This window comes from Rathayibacter agropyri (assembly GCF_013249015.1).
In the GTDB taxonomy this organism is placed as follows: Bacteria; Actinomycetota; Actinomycetes; order Actinomycetales; family Microbacteriaceae; genus Rathayibacter; species Rathayibacter agropyri.
In genome coordinates this window covers 1162641-1180714 of record NZ_JABRPL010000001.1, presented here as the reverse complement: position 1 = coordinate 1180714, position 18074 = coordinate 1162641, and the positions used below count along the sequence as shown (strand labels likewise).

Here is an 18074-nt window from a genome sequence, read left to right as displayed (position 1 = left end):
CGCTAGAGGCCTACTTCCGCGCCGTTACTGGTGGGCCCCGTCGGGCTCGAACCGACGACCCGCGGATTAAAAGTCCGCTGCTCTGCCAACTGAGCTAGAGGCCCGCGGGGTCCAGGGTAGCGCCCCGGCGAAGGGCTGCAGGGCATAGTGGCGCAGGAGCACGCGTTACCCTCCTCGAACCCACCGATATGCGGGCGCGAGAGCGACCGTGTGCATGACCGCGGAAGGCGGCCCCATGACAGACGGCTTCCACAAGCCGACCAAGTTCCCCTCCCACGTCTTCGAGGCGTTCCAGGGAGGAGAGGACCCCGCCCAGATCAGCCGCGTCGCTCACGAGACGGCGATCGCACTACTGAGCCGCGTCCGCAGCGACCCCGACCCCGTCATCATCGACCGGTTGGTTGAGTACACCGATCACAACGGCATCGATGCGCTTGCTGAACTCTGGGCACGCTCGAACGCCGCGAGCCTCCCGGGCGCGCTGTGGCGCCTGTACCTGCTGCGTCTCGTCATCCGCCAGGATCCGGACAGCACGAGCTTCCTCTACCAGCGCGGAGTCGACCTCTCGGTGACGATCGACCCGGTCGTCGCCGGCGCGAGCACCCCGACGGGCCCAGCCGAAATCACTGAGCTGGCCGACCGGATCCTCCGCGGTGTCTTCGACGGCGACTTTGCGGTGGCGCTGGATCGCGCGGCAGCGTTCTGCCGAGTGAGCGCCTCCGGAGCCGCCTCCGTGGCAGACGATGTCGAGTTGGTAGACGCTGGGCGCGCGAGCGAGCTGACCACACGAGCCCTGCGGCTCTCGACCACGGCGGCGGAACTGGCGGGCTGCGCGCGGCTCTGGCGCAGCGGCTCCCTCGACTAAGCGCCTGGCCCCGTTCACGCGCGGCGAACGCCACTCGCGAGCAGATGGGAGGCGTTTGTTAGACTCAGCGAGGCCGGATCGCAGTAACCCCGGGCTCCACTTATAGCCGCTTCGAGCGGCCTCGCGCCGAGAGGCGTTCCTGCGGTCCGGCCCCTTCTCTGCTCGCACCGCGGCACGCCGCGCGGTGCGTGAGGCGAGGGGCCCAGGAGGAGTCGATCCTCACCAGAGTCCCTACAGACAGGGTCCCTACAGACAGGCGATACCGGGATGAAGAACAGCAGAGCGTTCCGGATCGGAGCGCGCGTCTGGGCAGGGGCAGGCTTGCTCCTCGTTGCCACGCTCTACCTCCTTGCCGCGGGCGGTGTCGATTCGGCCGAGGGTGCGCAGTTTGCAGCCGGAGTGTCGGTGTCGCAGGGCGCTGTGATGCGGACGCTGGCCGCACTCGACATCGTGGCCGGCGTCTGGGTGCTTGTGCGCCCGCGCAGCTACGCAGGGCTGACAGCGGCTGGCGTCGCCGTCATCTCGCTCTGGCTGGCCCCCAGACTCCGCTCGTCGGCGCTCGTCGACATCGGCCCGGTCGATCTCGACATCCGATTCGTCACGCACCCTCTCGAGGTGTCGGTCGTCGTCGCGGGCCTCGCCGTGACAGCCTTCTGGATGACGCGAAATCGTTCTGCCCGGGCGCGGGCGAGGCAGGGTTCATGACGGACGACACCACAGCGGATGCCGCGGCGCTGCTCGAGCGCATTGCCACGGGCGAACAGGCCGCCTTCTCCGAGTTGTACGACCAGATGGCAGCGCGAATTTTGGGCCTGATCGCCCGCGTACTCGTCGACCGCTCGCAGTCCGAGGAGGTGGCCCAGGAGGTCTTCCTCGAGATCTGGCAAACCGCAGGACGATTCGCTCCGAATAAAGGAAGCGCGACGACCTGGATCCTCACGATGGCACACCGCAGGGCTATCGACAGGGTTCGCGCGGCCCAGGCAGGCCGTGACAGGGACATGCGCATCGGTATACGAGATCTCGGTCGTGACTACGACCAGGTCTCCGAGCAGGCGGAGGTGTCCCTCGAGCATGAAAAGGTGGCGGTCGCCATGGGCCGCCTGACCCAGTTGCAGCGGCAGGCTCTGCAATTGGCGTACTACGGCGGTTACTCGCACAGCGAGATCGCGGGGATCCTGCAGTGCCCCGTGGGTACCGTCAAGACACGCTTGCGTGACGGAATGATCAGACTTCGAGAAGAAATGGGGGTGGCCCTGTGAATGATGTGCGACTCCCGAACGGGATGGACGATCCGCGTGATCTTGCGGCGGGTCACGCACTGGGCATCCTGACGCCCGAGGAGCAGGAGCGCTACGGGCGCTTCCTGGCCGAGCACCCGGAGGCGCGCGGCGAGGCCAATGCGTTCGCCGAGGTGGCGGAGGCGCTCGTCGCCGACGCACCCGCTGTCGAGCCTTCCCCCCGGCTCAAGGCCGACCTGATGGCGATCATCGCGACCACGCCGCAGCTGCCTCGTGACAAGCACGACGACAAGGAGGGAGAGCCCACCGCGCCCCGTCCTCGCCCTGTCGCGCCCACCCCGGACCAGGCGACGCGCTCCAGCGGCAGCGGCAGTGCCTCCAACCGGGCTCAGAGCCGTTGGTTCAGCCGTCCCGCTGCCTACCTGTCTGCGGCGGCCGCCGCTGCGGTGATCGTGGTCGGCGGAGTGACCCTTCCGCCGCTGCTCTCGCCGGTCGCTGGTCAGACGCAGCAGCAGACGGCACTCGATCAGATCCGCAGCGCGCCCGACGCGCAGGAGACGACGGGCACTGTTGCCACCGGTGAAACGGCCACGCTGGTCTGGTCGAGTTCGCTCGGCCGCTCGGCTCTCGTTGTGAACGACCTGACGCCGCTGCCGGAGGGCAAGACCTACGAGCTCTGGTACATCGGCACCTCGGGGCCGGTCGCGGCAGGCACGTTCGACGGCGGAGAGGGCAGCATCGTCGCTCCGCTCGAGGGCACGATGGCCGAGGGCTCGGTCGTGGCCGTGACGGTCGAGGCTGCGGGCGGCTCCGTGACTCCGACGACCGACCCGATCCTGGCCATCGACACGGCCTGATCCGGCGCACGACGACGAGAGCCGCACTCCCGAGGGGGTGCGGCTCTCGCCATCGTCGGGACAGGATCAGCCGAAGCGGCCCGACACGTAGTCCTCGGTCGCCTGAACGGATGGGCGCGAGAACATTGTCGCGGTGTCGTCGTACTCGATGAGCTTGCCCGGCTTGCCGGTGCCCGCGATGTTGAAGAACGCGGTGCGGTCCGAGACGCGCGAGGCCTGCTGCATGTTGTGGGTCACGATGACGATCGTGTAGTCGTTCTTCAGCTCCTCAATGAGGTCCTCGATCGCGAGCGTCGAGATCGGGTCGAGGGCCGAGCAGGGCTCGTCCATCAAGAGGACGTCCGGCGAGACCGCGATCGCTCGGGCGATGCACAGGCGCTGCTGCTGGCCGCCCGAGAGGCCCGAGCCGGGCTTATCGAGGCGGTCCTTTACCTCGTTCCAGAGGTTCGCGCCCTGGAGGGAGCGCTCGACGAGCGCGTCGGCGTCCGACTTCGAGATGCGGCGGTTGTTGAGCTTGACCCCGGCGAGCACGTTGTCTCGGATGGACATCGTCGGGAACGGATTGGGGCGCTGGAACACCATGCCCACCTGACGGCGAACCTGGACCGGGTCGACGCCCGGTGCGTAGAGGTTGTTGCCGTCGATCAACACCTCGCCCTCGACGTGCGCCCCCGGAATGACCTCGTGCATGCGGTTGAGAGTGCGGAGGAAGGTCGACTTGCCGCAGCCGGAGGGGCCGATAAATGCCGTGACGGTGCGGGGCTCGATGGCGAGCGAGACGCCCTCCACGGCGAGAAATTGGCTGTAGTAGACGTTGAGGTCGTTGACCTCGATGCGCTTAGACATTGCTTCCTTCGGGGATTTCGGCCAGAGCCGAGGGGTGGGGGTGTCAGCGGCCGAGCTTGGGGGCGAAGATCTTCGCGATCAATCGGGCGGCGAGGTTCAGCGCCATGACGATAAGGATGAGCACCAGAGCGCCGGTCCACGCTCGGTTGAGGAACGCCTCCGCGTCGGGGCCCTGGTTCGCGTACTGCGTGTAGACGAACACCGGCAGCGTCATCATTCGCTCGCTGAACAGGTCGTAGTTCATCGAGGCGGTGAAGCCCGCGACGATCAGCAGCGGAGCGGTCTCGCCGATGACGCGGGCGATCGCCAGGGTGATGCCCGTGGTAATGCCGGCGACGGAGGTCGGCAGCACGATCTTGACGATCGTCAGCCGCTTCGGCACGCCCAGTGCATAGGACGCTTCGCGCAGCTCGTTCGGCACCAGCTTGAGCATTTCCTCCGACGAGCGGACAACCACGGGGATCATGAGCACGGCCAGAGCGATCGAACCGGCGAAGCCCATCCGCACGCCCGGTCCAAGGATCAGGGAGAAGAGTGCGTAGGCAAAAAGGCCGGCGACAATCGAGGGGATGCCCGTCATCACGTCGACGAAGAACGTGATCGCGCGGGCAAGGTGGCCGCGGCCGTACTCGACCAGGTAGATCGACGTGAGCAGGCCGATCGGCACCGAGATCAGCGCGGCCATCGCCGTGATCTCGACCGTGCCGATGATCGCGTGTAGGGCGCCTCCACCGGCGTCGATGACATTGCGCATTGAGGAAGAGAAGAACAGCGGATCGAAGCGGGCGAAGCCGTTGGAGACGACCGTGTAGAGCAGCGAGATCAGCGGCAGTAGCGCGATGATGAACGCCGTGGCGACCAGCGATGTCACCAGGCGATCGACCGCCTTGCGGCCCCCCTCCACCAGGCGCGAGACGACATAGATCGCGATATCGAACAGGATGGTGCCCCAGAAGATTGCGCCAACGAGGCTGAAGTCGTTCATCATGCCGGCGGCCTGAAGAACCAGGAAGACAGCGGCGAAGACGACCCAGCTGCCGACAAGCAGCATCCAGGGGGTGCCCTTGGGCAGTTTGCCGGTCTCGAGCGAGAGGGGCATGGTCGACGTGGCGGCGGACATCAGTTGGCTCCCGAGAAGGCCTTGCGGCGATTGACGATGAACCGTGCGAACGAGTTCACGACGAGGGTGATGACGAAGAGGATCAGGCCCGAAGCGACGAGCACGTTCACGCCGACCCCGCTGGCCTCCGGGAACTGCAGCGCGATGTTCGCGGCGATGGTGTTCGAGTTCTGCGAGGTGAGCAGGAGGAACGAGACGACCGTTGCAGGCGAGAGCACCATCGCGACGGCGAGCGTCTCACCGAGAGCACGGCCAAGGCCGAGCATCGCGGCCGAGACGATTCCGGGGGCGCCGAAGGGGAGGACGGCCATGCGGATCATCTCCCAGCGGGTGGCGCCGAGCGCCAGAGCCGCCTCCTCGTGCAGGCGCGGAGCCTGGAGGAAGATCTCGCGGCAGACCGCCGTAATGATCGGGATGACCATCACGGCCAGCACGACGGAGGCGGTGAGGATCGTCTTGCCCGTGCCCGAGGCTTGGCCGCCGAAGAGCGGGAACCAGCCGATGTTCACGTTGAGGAAGAGGTAAAACGGCTGCACCATCGGTGCGAGCACGGTCGCGCCCCAGAGGCCGAAGACAACCGAGGGCACAGCGGCCAGCAGGTCGACGACGTAGCCCAGCGCAATGGCGATGCGGCGCGGCGCGTAGTGCGAGATGAAGAGTGCGATCGCGATCGACAGCGGCAGAGCGATCACCAGGGCGATGACCGCCGACCAGATCGTGCCGAACACTAGGGGACCGACGTAGGCCCAGAAGCTCGTCGCGTCGCCCGGGAGGCTGGCGGCCGGCGCGGTGAACGCGGGGATCGACTGCGCGATGAGAAAGATCGCGACGGCAGCGAGGACGAGGAGGATGAGGGAGCCGGCGGCGACGGTCGAGATCGAGAAGACCCGATCTCCGACGCGCACCTTCGCCTTCGGGCGGACGACGGTCTCAGTTGCCATTCCAGGGGACTCTCTTCAGACGAGGTGGTTCGGCGGTGCGCCCGAATAAGGCGGTGTGCACAGGGGAGATGCTAGGGCTCGGAAGGCGATTCGGGGGAGTCGAACCCCGGCACATGCAGGGCCCGTCCCGCAGACGGTGCTGCGAGACGGGCCCTGCCAGTGGGACTACTTGATCGATGTGATCGCGGTAGCGACTGTGGCCGAGAGGTCCGAACTCAGCGGCGCGGAACCGGCCTGAGCGGCGGCGGCCTCCTGGCCCTCCTCGCTCGCGATATACGAGGCAAACTGCTTGATGACCTCGCCCTTCTCGGCGTCCGAGTACTCCTGGCAGACGATCAGGTAGCTGACCAGGACCATCGGCCAGGCATTCGCCTCCGTGCCGGTGCGGTTGATCTTGATCGCGAGGTCGTTCGCCTCGCGGCCCTCGGCGATCGGCGAGGCGGCGACGACAGCCGCCGCTCCATCGGCCGAAATGGTCGAGAACGCGTCGCCGACCTTCAGCTGGGCCATGGCCATGCCCTTGGCGCCGGACTCGTCGGCATAGCCAATCGTGTTGGTGCCGTTCTTGACGGCGTCCACAACACCGGAGGTGCCCTTGGCGCCGTCACCGCTCTGGTAGGGGAAGGTCTGCGCCGCAGGAGCGTCCCAGACGTCGCTCGCGGTGGCCGCGAGGTAGTCGGTGAAGTTCTGCGTGGTGCCCGAGTCGTCCGAGCGGTGCACCGAGGTGATGTTCGCGCTGGGGAGGGTGGCGTCGGGGTTCAAAGCCTTGATCTCCGGAGCGTCCCACGTGGTGATGGTGCCCTTGAAGATGCCGGCGATGGTGGCCGCGTCGAGCTTGAGCTCCTTGACACCCTCCACGTTGAAGATGACCGCGATCGGCGAGATGTAGACCGGCAGGTCGATCGGCTTGCTGTTGGGCGCGCAGGCGGCGAAGGTGCCGGCGAGCTCGTCGTTCTTGAGAGCGGAGTCGGAACCGGCGTAGTCCGCGGCGCCGTTGATGAAGCTGGTGCGGCCGGCGCCCGAGCCCTGAGGGTCGTAGTTGACGGTGACGCCCGGGTTCGCGGTCTGGAACGCGGCGGCCCAGGTGGTCTGCGCGGTGCCCTGAGCGGAGGAGCCGATGCCGGTGATGGTGCCCGAAAGCGTGGAGGTGGTGGCGGAGCCGGAGCTGCCGCCTGCGGCCGGTGCCTCGTTGGCAGCGCAGGACGTCAGCGTGATCGCTGCGACGGCGGCGACGACGGCCGCCTGGCCGAGACGCGAGAATCTCACAAGTATCCCTTTCGGGTAGGAAAAGCGGGGAAAACAGAACAGGGCCTGGTGCAGCCCGGGAGCGAGAGTAGTGAGACGTCGTGTCCTCGCACCGTCCGCTCGGTGAACGCGCGGTAAACGCGGGTCCTCCGAAGCGCTGAGACGGGCTTCAGGCCAGCGGCGAGTGTGTCTCCACTGCGACGATGCCGGAGCCCGGGTGCTCGGTCGAGAGATGCACCACGGCGAAGCCGCCAGTGGGCAGCGCCGACGCCTCGTCAAGATAAGGGCCAAGCGGAGTCGCGGTGGCGAGGGCGATTTCGCGCAGGATCTCGGGAATCACCGGGCGGTGGCTGCAGAGCACCGTGGTTTTGCGGGCGCGCACGCGCTTGCCGATCAGGGCACGGAGGTCGGCGGGAGCGTTCCCCTGCGCCTCCTGACTGATCTCGTCGTGGAGGCGGACGTCCTTCTTGAGCAGTGTCGCGAGCGGCGCGACCGTTGACCGGCAGCGCTTAGCGGTGCTCGAGATCAGCCGACGTGGCCCCCAGGCAGCCACCGCTCGGGCCGCGGCGTCCGCTTCCGCGCGCCCGCGTTGCGTGAGTCGGCGGGTGGAGTCGCGGCCTTCCCAGGAGCTGGCAGGAACGGCTTTTGCGTGCCGAAGCACCACGATCGCGAAGGTGTCGAGCACCCCGCGCGCGGCAATGCGGGCGAACTCGTCGACAATCGTGACGTCGTGCGGGTACGTCAGGTAGCTCCGGGCCCGCTTTACGGTGACCCACTCAAGAGCCTCGACCTCGTCGTTGGGGAGGAAGTCGGAGGCGAGCACCGCCTTCTCGGTCACCTGCGCAGCCCAGTAGTACACGGCCTTCGGACGCCCGTTCGGGAGCGAGTACTCGGTGCAGCCGAGGGGCACGCCGAGGGCGACGGCGAGCCCCGTCTCTTCTCGAATCTCGCGCACTGCGGTCTCGGGGAGGGACTCTCCGGCATCCACCTTGCCCTTGGGCAGGCTGACGTCCCTCCGGTGCGGGCGATGGATCACGAGGACGTGCGGCCTCCCCTCGATGATCCGCCAGCACACGGCCCCTGCTGCATACACGGTGCCTGTCACGGCGTCAGCGGCCGGAAGCCCGGTTGGCGGAGCGCGTTGCTGTGCGCTTGCGGTGGGTGATGTGCTGCATCAGCTGGTTCTGCAAGTCGGCCAGCGGGGCGCCGTCCCCGTCGAGGTGGTGTCGCGACCACACTCCGTCGGGCCCGAGCCACCAGGATGCGGTGCGCTCGTCCATCGCGCGCTCGAACATGTCGTCGATCTCGCTGAGGTGCGCGGGCTCGACGATCCGCACCAGCGCCTCGACGCGGCGATCGAGATTGCGGTGCATCATGTCGGCGCTGCCGATGAAAACGTCGGGCTCGCCGCCATTGACGAAGCTGAAGATGCGCGAGTGCTCGAGGTAGCGTCCGAGGATCGAGCGCACCCGGATGCTCTCGGAGAGACCTTCCTGCCCGGGCTTCAGCCCGCAGATTCCGCGCACCCAGACGTCGACCGGCACGCCGGCCTGGCTTGCCCGGTAGAGGGCGTCGATCACGGCTTCGTCGACAATCGAGTTGACCTTGATCCGGATGCCGGAGGGACGGCCCGCCCGCGCGTTCTCGGTCTCGACGGCGATCCGCTTGAGCAGGCCTTTGCGGAGGTGGCGCGGCGCGACGAGCAGGCGCTTGAACTTCTTTTCAATCGCGTAGCCCGAAAGCTCGTTGAACAGGCGCGTGAGGTCTTTGCCGACCTCGGGATCAGCGGTGAGAAGGCCGAGATCCTCATAGATTCGGGACGTCTTCGGGTTGTAGTTGCCTGTGCCGATGTGGGAGTAATGGCGGAGCACCCCGCCCTTCTCCTGGCGGATGACGAGCGCGAGTTTGCAGTGCGTCTTGAGCCCGACGAGCCCATAGACCACGTGCACGCCCGCCTTCTCGAGCTTGCGCGCCCACGAGATGTTCGCCTGCTCATCGAAGCGGGCCTTGATCTCGACCAGTGCGAGTACCTGCTTGCCCGACTCGGCCGCGTCAATCAGAGCCTCCACGATGGGGGAGTCGCCAGAGGTGCGGTACAGCGTCTGCTTGATCGCGAGCACGTCCGGATCGGCTGCCGCCTGCTCAAGGAACGACTGCACGCTGGTCGCGAACGACTCGTAGGGGTGGTGCAGCAGCACGTCCCCCCGTGAGACCGCCTTGAAGATGTCCTGCCGCTGGTTGGGCTCGCTCGGCGAGAGCTGCACCGCAGTGGTAGGGACGTGGTTGGGGTACTTGAGGTCGGGGCGGTCGATCTTCTGCAGGCTGAACAACCCGCTGAGATCGAGCGGAGCCGGGAGCTTGTAGACCTCCTGGGTCGTGATGTCGAGTTCGCGCACCAGCAGGCCGAGAGTCTCGTCGTCCATATCGTCGGTGACCTCGAGGCGGATGGGCGGGCCGAACCGGCGGCGCAGCAACTCCTTCTCGAGCGCCTTGATCAGGTTCTCGGTCTCGTCCTCGTCGACCTCGACATCCTCATTGCGGGTCACGCGGAACACGTGGTGATCGAGGATCTCCATCCCGGGGAACAGGTCGTCGAGCTGATTAGCAATCAAATCTTCGAGCGAGATGAAGCGCATGGGCGTGCCCGGTCCGGCCACGCCTGCGATCCGCACGAAGCGGGGCAACATCTGCGGCACCTTGAGGCGGGCGAACTCGACCTTCTGCGTCTTCGGGTTGCGCACTCGCACCGAGAGGTTGAGCGAGAGGCCAGAGATGTAGGGGAACGGATGCGCCGGATCGACCGCGAGCGGCATGAGCACGGGAAACACCTGCGCCGAGAAGTAGTCGTCGAGCACCGTCCGCTCCGCATCGCTGAGTTCGTCCCAGCGCACGAGGTCGATACCGCCGTCGCGCAGGGCCGGCTCGACCAGCTCCTTGAACGCGCGGGAGTGGCGCTGCTGCAGGAGATGTGCCTTCTCGGAGATGTCGGTGAGCACATCGACGGGGACACGCCCGATGTTCGTCGGCAGAGCGAGGCCGGTGAGGATGCGGCGCTTGAGACCCGCGACCCGGACCATGAAGAACTCGTCGAGGTTGGACGAGAAGATCGCCAGGAAATTCGCCCGCTCGAGGGCCGGTACCAGCGGATCCTCGGCCAGCTCGAGCACCCGCTGGTTGAAGGCGAGCCAGCTCAGCTCGCGGTCGAGGTAGCGGTCGTCGGGGAGCAGGGGGTCCGAGTGTTCCTCCTCATCGTCGAAGTCGTCGTCGAGTTCATCGCTCAGTCCGTCTTCGAGAAGTAGGTTGTCGCCGTCCATGCGACCATCCTGGCACCGCGCCCGGTCGGTCCGTGCCGTGCACCGTGAATGCCGGATGAACGGCGGCGAGGAAGAGCCTGTGGAGGAGCGGTGGCTCAGCGCACCGGCGCTGCGCGCTGCACGTACTGCACATCGGTGGAGGCATCGGCGAAGCCCAGTGAGCGGTACAGCGCCACCGCCGAGCGGTTCTCGGCCTCGACGTACAGATCCGCCGTCGTGCAGCCGCGCTCCAGCATCCGGGCGAGACCGGCCCCGAGAAGTGAGCGTCCGAGCCCACGGCCCGCCACCTCCGGAGCGACGCCGAGCACATAGATTTCGCCGGTCGTTGAGCCAGGCTCGATCTTGAGCCAGTCGTAGCCGACCAGAGTGCCGGCTGCATCACGGAGGAGGAGGAAGTCGCCCTCGTCAAACCACGGCTCTGCACGCCGGGCGGCGAGGTCGCCCTCCGTGAGCCGGCCTTGCTCGGGGTGCGCGGCGAACACCCGGGCGTTCACGGCGACCCATTCGGCCGCGTCGAGATCACGCGCGTCGGACAGGACGAATCCCTCCGGCACGCGCACCTCAGGCGCGGCGAGGGGGTCCAGCACCAGATGAAGGAGGGTTCGCACGGGCGCGAAGCCGTGCGACTCGGCAAGCGCGCGGGCCGCGGGATGATCGCCGTGCGCCCAGGCGAGGAGCCCTGTGCGGCCGCTCGCGAGCACCTGCTCGAGCGCGGCGGTGCCGAAGCCGACTCCGCGCCACTCCGGATCGACCACGAATTCGAGCTCGCCCTGCCCGAGGATCGCCGCGGCAACCACCACGTCGGCGCGCAGGCCCACGAGCAGGGTGCGGGAGCCGGTGCGCGCATCGACGAGGGTCTGGTCGCTAAAAGGGGGCTGCCGATCGAACCAGGCGGCGCGCCCGATGAGGTGCTCGAGGGCGGCTGCGATGGCGGGATCGGCCAGATCCTCAACGGACAGGTTGAGCGACTCGCTCATTGTCCTCTTCGTACACGTTGAACCGGTATCCGACGTTGCGGACCGTGCCGATCAGCGACTCCAGATCGCCGAGCTTTGCCCGCAGCCTTCGCACGTGCACGTCGACCGTGCGCGTTCCCCCGAAGTAGTCATAGCCCCAGACCTCGCTGAGCAGCTGCTCCCGCGTAAAGACCCGGGAGGGGTGCGAGGCGAAGAAGCGGAGGAGCTCGAACTCCTTGAAGGTCAGATCGAGCGGGCGCCCGTGCACCTTCGCCGAGTAGCTCGCCTCGTCGATGACGACTCCCGACGCCTGGATGCGCGAGGTCGACTGCTCCTGCGCGAGACGACCGATGACGAGGCGAATGCGGGCGTCGACCTCCGCGGGGCCCGCGGAGTCGAGGATAACGTCGTTGACGCCCCAGTCGGCGGAGACAGCCGTGAGCCCGCCCTCGGTGAGGATCAGGATGAGCGGGACGGTGATTCCGGTCGTCGTGAGGATCTTGCAGAGCGATTTAGCGCTCGCGAGGTTCCGGCGGGCGTCTACGAAAATGAGGTCGCAACTCGGGGCGTTCACGAGCTGCGCCGGTTCGGCGGGGATCTGCTTCGTCTTGTGGCTGAGCAGTCCCAGTGCGGGGAGCACGTCTGCGCCTCCCGCCGAGGTCAGTATCAACAACTGCGCCACGGATCCTCCAGAATGGTCTGCCCGCCATACTAGCGGCGGGCTGGGAGGACGGATCGCCTAGGGCACAATTGACGGATGAGCAGGGATCGGGTGGGAATCGGCGTCGTCTGGGCGCTCGCGATCGTGGGTTCCGTCGTGACACTGGCCGTCGCCGCTCCGGCGTCTCGGTTGCTCTGGCTCGCGTTGACCTTCGGCGGCTGCGTGCTCGCGACGTTCGCTGTGCAGCTTGCCGTCGCTCGCGCGGACGGCTACCTCGTGCGCGCGATGACCAGCATCGTCGGCGCGATGGTGCTCGTCGCGATTGCCAGCGGAATCGCGCTGCTGCTGCCCGCCTGAGCGTCCCTCCTGACCCACATCCGTGACAGTGCTCGCGGGTAGGATGGCGGCATGCTTCTCGCCCTGGAACTCTTTTACCTCGGACTGCTCGGGCTCGCCTCCCTCTCCATCGCATGGGTTTCGGGCGTGGTCGTCTACAAGCTCTACCGCGGCCAGAGCTAGCCGCGCCGCCGGAGCAGGTGTGATCTCGCTTCCATCGGGCCTGCCGCCCGAGCTCGTTCCCCTCTCCTGGTTGCTCGGCGTCTGGGAGGGCTCAGGAGTCATCGACTACGCCGTCGGCGACGAGCCGGTGCAGGCCGAGTTCGGCCACCGCATCAGCTTCAGCTACGACGGCCTTCCCTACCTCAACTACAGCTCCTACACCTGGCTGCTCGATGACGGTGAACGTGATCATCGGCCGCTGGTGAGCGAGATGGGTTACTGGCGACTCAGCCGTGCACTGACCGACGCCGATGCCGGCCCGGCAATGCTCCCCGGGCGCGGTGCTCCGGCGTTCCCGGATGCGGAGTCTGTCGAGACGCTGCGCAACGCCGCCGGCGGCTTTGACATCGAGGTCTCCCTCGTGCATCCCGACGGCGTCAGCGAGCTCTACCTCGGGCAGGTCAAGGGCCCGCGGATCGACCTCGCCACCGATGCCGTGATGCGCACCGCCGCCGCGAAGGACTATGCAGCCGCCACGCGCCTGTATGGCCTGGTGGATGACCATCTGCTCTGGGCGTGGGATATCGCCGCGCTCGGTCAGGGGCTCCGCACCCACTCGTCAGGACGGCTCGCCCGTGTCGACTGACGTCCTCTCTCCGTTGCTGTCGGCCGCGGGCGCAGTCGCAACGACGAGTACTGCCGAGCCCGGGGTCGCCGCGCACTACGGCGAGCCGTTCCGCGAGCAGCGGGCGCTCGCCGCTGGCACCGCCCTCGTCGACCTCTCCGGCCGCGGAGTCGTGACCGTCACCGGACCTGACCGCCTCACCTGGCTCGATTCGCTCACCAGCCAGGCCGTCTCCCGGCTCGAGCCCGGAGCCTGTGCAGAGACGCTCCTGCTCGACCCGTCCGGTCGGATCGAGCACGTCATCCGCTTGGTCGACGATGGCAACACGGCGTGGCTCCTGCTCGACCGCGACGAAACCGCGGGCCTCGCGGCCTGGCTCGACCGGATGCGGTTCCTGCTCCGCGTCGAGGTGGCGGAGCGCACCGACGAGTTCGCGACCCTCGCGGTCCTCGGAGAGGGGACAGCTCTGGCCTTCGTGCTCGAGCTCGGCGATGCCCCCATCGCCTGGCGCGACCCGTGGGTCCAGGTGCAGCCCGGCGGGTGGCAATACGCGCTCATCGCGGAGCATCCGGCAGCGGGTTGGGACCTCCGCGAGATCCTCGTCCCGCGCGCCGCGCTCGATGGCCTCGACGGCCGTGCCGCTGCCGCCGGAGTCACCCTCGCCGGTGCCGACGCGCTCGAAGCGCTCCGGATCGCCGCGTGGCGGCCACGGCATGCCACCGAGGTTGACGAGCGCTCCCTTCCGCACGAACTCGACCTCCTCCGCTCGAGCGTGCACCTGGCCAAGGGTTGCTACCGCGGGCAGGAGACGGTGGCGAAGGTGCACAACCTCGGCCATCCTCCCCGCCGTCTCGTGCTGTTGCAGCTCGACGGCTCTGACTCGGTGCTGCCCCGACACGGGGATAGCGTCATTGCACACAAGGGCGGCGAACCGGTTGAGGTCGGCACCGTCACCTCTAGCGCCTGGCACTACGAGGACGGCCCCATCGCTCTCGCCGTCGTCAAGCGCACCGTCCCCGTCGAGCTCGAGCTCACCGTGCTCGTCGGGGACGCTCGCGTCGCGGCGGCACAGGAGGTCGTCGTCCCGCCCGGAGCCGGAGCGGAGGCGGGCGTGCCTCGCCTGCCCAGGCTCGGGTCGACGACCAGGTAGGCCACGCCGTGGTGGCCGCAGTGCCCGCCGCGCGGGGCCGGGCCGCCGAGCGCTTCCTCGGTCTCGTCCAGGCTTCGGAGCTGCATCCCCGGAAGGCGATCGGCCGCGCGACGGCATCGCTGCCGGCCGTACTGCAGATCGTGCTCGCCGCCGTGCTCGCCTACTCCGTGGCGCGCTTCGTGGTCGGGCATCCCGCGCCCGTCCTCGCGCTCACCGTGACCATCACAAGTCTGGGGATCGCTCGCGACACCCGTCCGAAGCAGGTCGCCGAGACGGCGATGGGGATGCTGATCGGCATCACGGCGAGCGAGATTCTGCTCCTGCTGTGGGGGAGCGGAGTCTGGCAGCTGGCCGTCGTGCTGGCGATCGTCTTCACGCTCGGCCGGGCGCTCTCGCCGTCGCCCGGCTTCGCGGTCGCCGCCGGCACTCAGGCGATGCTGGTGATGATCCTGCCGACGCCCGACGGTGGCGTCTTGACGAGGAGCCTCGACGGCGTGATCGGCGGTCTCGCGGCTCTGCTCTGCACGGCGGTGGTGCCGCGTCCTCCACTCCGCACGGCCCGGGCGGAGGCGCACCGGCTCGTCTCGGCGCTCGGCCGCACCGTCGAGGAGCTGGCCGAGGCGTTGCAGCGCGGCGACTCCTCCGCCTCGTCGTCGGCTCTCGAGCGAATCCGGGCCACGCAGCCGATAATCGACGGCTGGACGGCAGCCCTCGACTCGGCGACGGGCGTCGCCCGCATTTCGCCTTTTGTCCGCCGACACCGCGTCGAGCTGATCCGGCAGAGCGCAATGCTTGCCGCTCTGGACCTCGCGACCCGAAACCTCCGCATCATCGCCCGGCGCACCGACTTCCTCGTCGGTGACGCTGCTGCGCGCCCCGAGCTCGCGGGAGTGGTTGCGGCTTTCGGTCCGGGAATAGCGCTGCTGGGACGGGCCGTCACCGACCCGTCGGTGCTCGCGCTCGCGCGGCAGGATCTTGTCCTGCTCGCAACGGCCCTCGACCCGCAGCGGCTGATACCCGAGGCGCGACTGGCCGAGAAGACGCTCCTCGTGCTGCTTCGCCCCCTGGTTGTCGACCTGCTGACAGCGACGGGCGCCGGCCCGGCGCAAGCCCGGGCGGCCCTGCCTCCGCTGTCGTAACCGTCAGACGGCTGGCGCTACAGCGTCCCAGGCCACAGTGATCTCGCCCAGACGCCAGCGCCGCGGACCGCCGAGGATTGGCCACTCCACGCGGAGATCTCCCACGGTCGCGAGCCAACGCTGACCCGGCCCATAGACGGCGAGCGGAGCGTTCAGCGTCCAGGCCCGCTCGAGTGCGGCCAGAAAGGCGTGCACCCGTTCTCCGGGGACATTGCGGTGGATCAGCGCCTTCGGGAGGCGCTCGGCCGCGGTCATCGGCGAAGGGATACTCGCGAGACGCAGCGACAGGGTGAGCGAGCGCGGTCCCTCCCGGCCAACCTCGATCCACGTGCAGATGCGGCCGATCTCATCGCAGGTGCCCTCGACAAGCACTCCGTCGGGCTGGAGACGGTCGGTCATCGTATTCCAGGCGCTGGCAACGGCGCCTTCGTCGTACTGGCGGAGGACGTTGAAGGCCCGGATGACCTCCGCGCGTCGTTGCGCGGGCAAGGGGATCTCGAAGCCGCCCCGCTCGAAGCGCACGCGCGCATCCACGGGAAAAGGAGTGCCTCCCTCCCGGACCCGCTCCAGCTGGCGCCGCGCGGTGGCGACGCGAGCAGGCTCGATCTCGAGGCCGAGAACCTCGATATCCGGGGTGGACCGGAGGAGGCGCCGGTGCAGCTCGAGCGTGGTGACCGCGCTCGCTCCAAAGCCGAGATCGACGACGAGGGGGGAGGGCGTGCTGCGAAGCACGGGCAACTCAGCGAGTCGGCGGTCCACTCGGCGGAGGCGGTTCGTGCCCGTCGTTCCGCGGGTGACGGCACCGATGGGCATACTCTCCAGCGTATCCGCGAGCGCGATGGCCGCCTCTAAGCTGGACGCATGTCCGAGACCTACACCCTCATCCTCGTGCGCCACGGCAACAGCGAGTGGAACCAGAAGAACCTCTTCACCGGATGGGTCGATGTGCGGCTCACCGAGCAGGGCGTTGCCGAGGCGACCCGCGCCGGCGAGCTACTGACCGAGGCGGGGCTGCACCCAGACATCGTGTACACCTCGCGGCAGACACGCGCGATTCAGACCGCGAACATTGCGCTTGAGGTCGCCGATCGGCTGTGGATCGACGTGAAGCGCTCGTGGCGCCTGAACGAGCGCCACTATGGGGCGCTGCAGGGCAAGGACAAGGCGCAGACCCTCGCCGAGTACGGTCCGGAGCAGTTCCAGACCTGGCGCCGCTCGTTCGACGTCCCGCCGCCCCCACTGGCAGATGACGACCAGTACTCGCAGGCCCATGACGAGCGCTATGCCGACCTCGGCGACGCGCTGCCTCGCACCGAGTCGCTGAAGCTCGTCATCGAGCGGATGCTGCCGTACTGGGAGTCTGATATCAAGCCGGACCTCGCTTCGGGCAAGACCGTGATGGTCACCGCGCACGGCAATTCGCTGCGCGCCCTGGTGAAGACCCTTGACAGCATCTCGGACTCTGACATCGCCGAGTTGAACATCCCGACCGGCATCCCTCTCGTCTATACCCTCGACGAGAACTTCGAGCCGATCGGCGAGGCGCGCTACCTCGACCCGGAGGCCGCTGCCGCCGGCGCCGCGGCCGTCGCCGCCCAGGGCGCCAAGAAGTAACAGGCCGCCCACTGTGGGCTCGTAGAACCCCGTTCGGCTCGCCGGAATCCACGATTCCCGCGAGCCGAACGCGTTCCCGGGAGCCGCAGCATGCCTGCACTCCCGACATCACCGATCACCTCGCGCACGAACCAGCCGGCCGTCCCGAAGGCGATTGCGGGAATCGCGTGTCTGCGATTCACGCTGGCCGATCGTTCTCCGCTCTAAGGGACGCACCACGTCCGAAAGCCGACCGCGGTTGGAGTCGCGCGAGCGCGACTCCAACAAGAAAACTCACCCCCAGTCGCCCGAGATCAGGTACTGGACCTTCTTTGCAATGGACACCGCGTGGTCAGCGAAGCGCTCGTGGTAGCGGCTCGCGAGAGTCGCGTCGACGGTGTCGGCGGCCTGCCCTTTCCACGCCTCGCTGAGGACCTTGTCGAAGACGCTGACGTGCAGCTCGTCGATCTTGTCGTCCTCGTCGCGGATCTCCTCGGCGATGCGGGAGTCCTGCGAGCGGAGCAGCTCGGTCAGCTTGTGCGCGACGACCACGTCGAGGCGGCCCATTTCAACGAAGGTCGGACGGAGGCTCTTGGGGACGACCTTGTCGGGGAAGCGGTAGCGCGAGAGCTGCGCAATGTGCTCGGCGATGTCGCCCATCCGCTCGAGGGAAGCGCTGATGCGCAGGGCGGAGACCACGATGCGCAGGTCGCGGGCGACCGGATTCTGGCGGGCGAGGATGTCGATGGCGAGCTCATCGAGGCTGATAGCCAACTCGTCGATGTGGGCGTCGCTCGCGATGACCTCTTCAGCGAGGGTCACGTCAGAGTGGTTGAACGCCTGAGTCGCCTTCTCGATGGCGATCTCGACGAGTCCGGAGATCTCGACGAGTCGTTCCTGGACCTCGGCTAGCTCCTGCTGGAAAACTTCACGCATCTTGTGATTGACCCTCTCTACGGTGCTCGCGGACCACGGCGCCGGATGTGCGGCGCGCACATCGCACGCCCGCTTCGACTGCACTCC

The 18074-nt window shown here is 67.8% G+C and carries 19 protein-coding genes and 1 tRNA gene; 9 read left to right on the top strand and 11 right to left on the bottom strand.

The window, feature by feature from the left end; genetic code table 11:
- Positions 1-28: 28 nt before the first annotated feature.
- Positions 29-104, bottom strand: a tRNA-Lys gene (locus HRF29_RS05505).
- Positions 105-235: 131 nt separating this feature from the next.
- Between HRF29_RS05505 and HRF29_RS05500 the strand changes: the two genes are divergently transcribed.
- The 4 genes from HRF29_RS05500 to HRF29_RS05485 all read left to right on the top strand — a co-directional run bounded on the left by HRF29_RS05500 (position 236) and on the right by HRF29_RS05485 (position 2963).
- A complete protein-coding gene (locus HRF29_RS05500) occupies positions 236-865 on the top strand; it encodes a DNA-directed RNA polymerase subunit beta (protein ID WP_173245679.1) in 630 nt (209 codons plus the stop codon).
- Between the two features lie 267 nt (positions 866-1132).
- Positions 1133-1570, top strand: coding sequence for a hypothetical protein (locus HRF29_RS05495; protein ID WP_173245676.1), 438 nt, complete (start codon positions 1133-1135; stop codon positions 1568-1570).
- Positions 1567-2127 carry an ECF RNA polymerase sigma factor SigK gene (gene sigK, locus HRF29_RS05490; RefSeq protein WP_173245673.1) on the top strand — a complete coding sequence of 187 codons (561 nt, stop codon included), beginning with the start codon at positions 1567-1569 and terminating at the stop codon, positions 2125-2127. Before HRF29_RS05495 ends, sigK begins: the two co-directional genes overlap by 4 nt.
- Positions 2124-2963 carry an anti-sigma factor gene (locus HRF29_RS05485; protein ID WP_173245670.1) on the top strand — a complete coding sequence of 280 codons (840 nt, stop codon included), beginning with the start codon at positions 2124-2126 and terminating at the stop codon, positions 2961-2963. The genes sigK and HRF29_RS05485 overlap by 4 nt, the downstream gene beginning before the upstream one ends.
- 66 nt (positions 2964-3029) lie before the next feature.
- Here the strand turns inward: HRF29_RS05485 and pstB are convergent, their stop codons facing one another.
- The 8 genes from pstB to HRF29_RS05445 all read right to left on the bottom strand — a co-directional run bounded on the left by pstB (position 3030) and on the right by HRF29_RS05445 (position 12067).
- The gene (gene pstB, locus HRF29_RS05480) at positions 3030-3809 is read right to left on the bottom strand and encodes a phosphate ABC transporter ATP-binding protein PstB (protein WP_104265105.1); all 780 of its coding nucleotides are present in this window, start codon (positions 3807-3809) and stop codon (positions 3030-3032) included.
- A 43-nt stretch (positions 3810-3852) separates the two neighbouring features.
- The gene (pstA, locus tag HRF29_RS05475; RefSeq protein WP_173245667.1) at positions 3853-4929 is read right to left on the bottom strand and encodes a phosphate ABC transporter permease PstA; all 1077 of its coding nucleotides are present in this window, start codon (positions 4927-4929) and stop codon (positions 3853-3855) included.
- Positions 4929-5870 (bottom strand): phosphate ABC transporter permease subunit PstC, encoded by a 942-nt coding sequence (gene pstC, locus HRF29_RS05470; RefSeq protein WP_173245664.1) that lies wholly within the window; start codon positions 5868-5870, stop codon positions 4929-4931. The genes pstA and pstC overlap by 1 nt, the downstream gene beginning before the upstream one ends.
- A gap of 165 nt (positions 5871-6035) precedes the next feature.
- Positions 6036-7136, bottom strand: a complete 1101-nt coding sequence (pstS, locus tag HRF29_RS05465; RefSeq protein WP_173245661.1) for a phosphate ABC transporter substrate-binding protein PstS — start codon at positions 7134-7136, stop codon at positions 6036-6038.
- A 148-nt stretch (positions 7137-7284) separates the two neighbouring features.
- Entirely contained in the window at positions 7285-8220 is a 936-nt protein-coding gene (locus HRF29_RS15120) for an NUDIX domain-containing protein (protein ID WP_173245660.1), read from the bottom strand.
- A gap of 4 nt (positions 8221-8224) precedes the next feature.
- Positions 8225-10429, bottom strand: a complete 2205-nt coding sequence (locus HRF29_RS05455; protein WP_173245657.1) for an RNA degradosome polyphosphate kinase — start codon at positions 10427-10429, stop codon at positions 8225-8227.
- Positions 10430-10524: 95 nt separating this feature from the next.
- Positions 10525-11406: a mycothiol synthase gene (gene mshD / locus HRF29_RS05450; RefSeq protein WP_173245654.1), complete on the bottom strand. Its 882-nt coding sequence runs from the start codon at positions 11404-11406 to the stop codon at positions 10525-10527.
- Entirely contained in the window at positions 11378-12067 is a 690-nt protein-coding gene (locus tag HRF29_RS05445) for a winged helix-turn-helix domain-containing protein (RefSeq protein WP_173245651.1), read from the bottom strand. Before HRF29_RS05445 ends, mshD begins: the two co-directional genes overlap by 29 nt.
- Before the next feature lie 75 nt (positions 12068-12142).
- Here HRF29_RS05445 and HRF29_RS05440 point away from each other — a divergent pair, with 75 nt between their 5' ends.
- From HRF29_RS05440 to HRF29_RS05425, 4 genes are all read left to right on the top strand, one after another.
- The gene (locus tag HRF29_RS05440) at positions 12143-12403 is read left to right on the top strand and encodes a hypothetical protein (RefSeq protein ID WP_173245648.1); all 261 of its coding nucleotides are present in this window, start codon (positions 12143-12145) and stop codon (positions 12401-12403) included.
- Positions 12404-12584: 181 nt separating this feature from the next.
- Positions 12585-13190, top strand: a complete 606-nt coding sequence (locus HRF29_RS05435; protein WP_173245645.1) for a heme-binding beta-barrel domain-containing protein — start codon at positions 12585-12587, stop codon at positions 13188-13190.
- Positions 13180-14319, top strand: a complete 1140-nt coding sequence (gene ygfZ, locus HRF29_RS05430) for a CAF17-like 4Fe-4S cluster assembly/insertion protein YgfZ (RefSeq protein ID WP_425503099.1) — start codon at positions 13180-13182, stop codon at positions 14317-14319. The genes HRF29_RS05435 and ygfZ overlap by 11 nt, the downstream gene beginning before the upstream one ends.
- 11 nt (positions 14320-14330) lie before the next feature.
- Positions 14331-15458: an FUSC family protein gene (locus HRF29_RS05425; RefSeq protein ID WP_222929592.1), complete on the top strand. Its 1128-nt coding sequence runs from the start codon at positions 14331-14333 to the stop codon at positions 15456-15458.
- Positions 15459-15461: 3 nt separating this feature from the next.
- On the opposite strand, the gene HRF29_RS05420 is transcribed toward HRF29_RS05425, so the two are convergent.
- Positions 15462-16271 carry a class I SAM-dependent methyltransferase gene (locus HRF29_RS05420; RefSeq protein ID WP_173245636.1) on the bottom strand — a complete coding sequence of 270 codons (810 nt, stop codon included), beginning with the start codon at positions 16269-16271 and terminating at the stop codon, positions 15462-15464.
- 48 nt (positions 16272-16319) lie between these two features.
- On the opposite strand from HRF29_RS05420, the gene HRF29_RS05415 reads away from it, so the two are divergent.
- Positions 16320-17072 carry a phosphoglyceromutase gene (locus HRF29_RS05415; protein WP_173245633.1) on the top strand — a complete coding sequence of 251 codons (753 nt, stop codon included), beginning with the start codon at positions 16320-16322 and terminating at the stop codon, positions 17070-17072.
- 273 nt (positions 17073-17345) lie between these two features.
- On the opposite strand, the gene phoU is transcribed toward HRF29_RS05415, so the two are convergent.
- The gene (gene phoU, locus HRF29_RS05410; protein WP_173245630.1) at positions 17346-17987 is read right to left on the bottom strand and encodes a phosphate signaling complex protein PhoU; all 642 of its coding nucleotides are present in this window, start codon (positions 17985-17987) and stop codon (positions 17346-17348) included.
- Positions 17988-18074 lie beyond the last annotated feature (87 nt).